Annotated in this window: 2 protein-coding genes; both read left to right on the top strand. The window is 74.1% G+C overall.

Annotated features, from left to right (window positions below):
• Positions 1-95: 95 nt before the first annotated feature.
• Positions 96-281, top strand: a complete 186-nt coding sequence (locus tag D8M29_RS12570; RefSeq protein WP_370450179.1) for a hypothetical protein — start codon at positions 96-98, stop codon at positions 279-281.
• A 76-nt stretch (positions 282-357) separates the two neighbouring features.
• The coding region (locus tag D8M29_RS12565; RefSeq protein WP_238693424.1) for an enoyl-CoA hydratase/isomerase family protein at positions 358-1,126 on the top strand (769 nt) is incomplete at its 3' end.

The following is a 1,126-nucleotide window of genomic DNA, read 5'->3' as shown; positions in this document are numbered from 1 at the left end:
GACTTGTACGATCATCGTGAGCGATACGTGGACCTCTGGTAGCTACCTCGTCCGAACCGCTCTTTCCCGCTCCACCCCTCTTTCCGATCTTGGGGATGCCCACCGAGAACCTCCTCACCCCGGACACCCTCCGGCGGATCTGCTGGATCCCGCCCGCCCCGATCACCCCCGAGACCGTCGACGCGTTCCTGACGGAGCGGGGCGCGCGCCCGTGGCAGGTGGAGAACGTCGGCGCGATCGTCACGGTCGCGCTCCTCGACCCCGATCCCGCCGGCGCCTGAGCCCCCGACGCGGCCGGCCGGATCGGTCCGTCGCGTCGCGTCGACGCGGAGGCTACTCGCCGGTAGTGTGACCCGCATGACATCCGTTTCTCTTGCTTCCTTCGACCACCTGCCCGCCCTGGCCCCGGATGAGGTCGTCACCACCGTCACCGTGACCGACCACGCCCTGCCCGAGGGTGCGGGCACGCTCGCGCTGCTCACGCTGGACAACGGGCAGGGACCCCGCCGGCCCGCGACCCTGGGCCCGGCCACGCTCCTCGGCCTCGGCCGGGTGCTCGACGAGCAGGCCGCCCGGGCCGCCGCGGGCGAGATCCAGGCCCTGGCCGTGACCGGTGTGGAGGGGACCTTCGCGGCCGGGGCGGACCTGTCCCTGATCGCGGGCCTCACCGACGACGTCGGCCGCGACCTGGCCCTGCTCGGCCACGCCGTCTACGACCGGCTCGCGGCCCTCGAGATCCCCACGGTCGCGCTCGTGAACGGCCTCGCCCTCGGCGGCGGCCTCGAGCTGGCCCTGGCCGCCGGACACCGCGTGGTGGCCGCCGATGCGAAGGGCTTCGGCCTGCCCGAGGTCCGGCTCGGCCTGATCCCCGGCTGGTCCGGCGTGTGGCGCGTGCCCCATCTGATCGGCCCGGAGGCCGCCGTCGACGTCGTGCTGAAGAACCCCCTCGACGACAACCGCATGCTCGACGCCCGCGCGGCGCACGGGCTCGGCCTGATGGACCGGATCGTGGAGGGGGACCTCCTCGACGCGGGCCTCGAGCTCGCCGCCGCCCTGGTCGCCGGGGACGAGTCCGTGGCGGCCGAACTGGCCGCCCACCGCGACCGCGACGTGTCCGACGCCGCCT

It is taken from the genome of Micrococcus sp. HSID17227, assembly GCF_003989405.1.
Lineage (GTDB): Bacteria > Actinomycetota > Actinomycetes > Actinomycetales > Micrococcaceae > Micrococcus > Micrococcus luteus.
This window is presented reverse-complemented; position numbering and strand designations above follow the sequence as displayed.

Excerpts from the sequence above, each read along its gene's own strand:
- D8M29_RS12570 (WP_370450179.1), top strand. The coding sequence starts at position 96 with ATGCCCACCGAGAACCTCCTCACCCCGGACACCCTCCGGCGGATCTGC.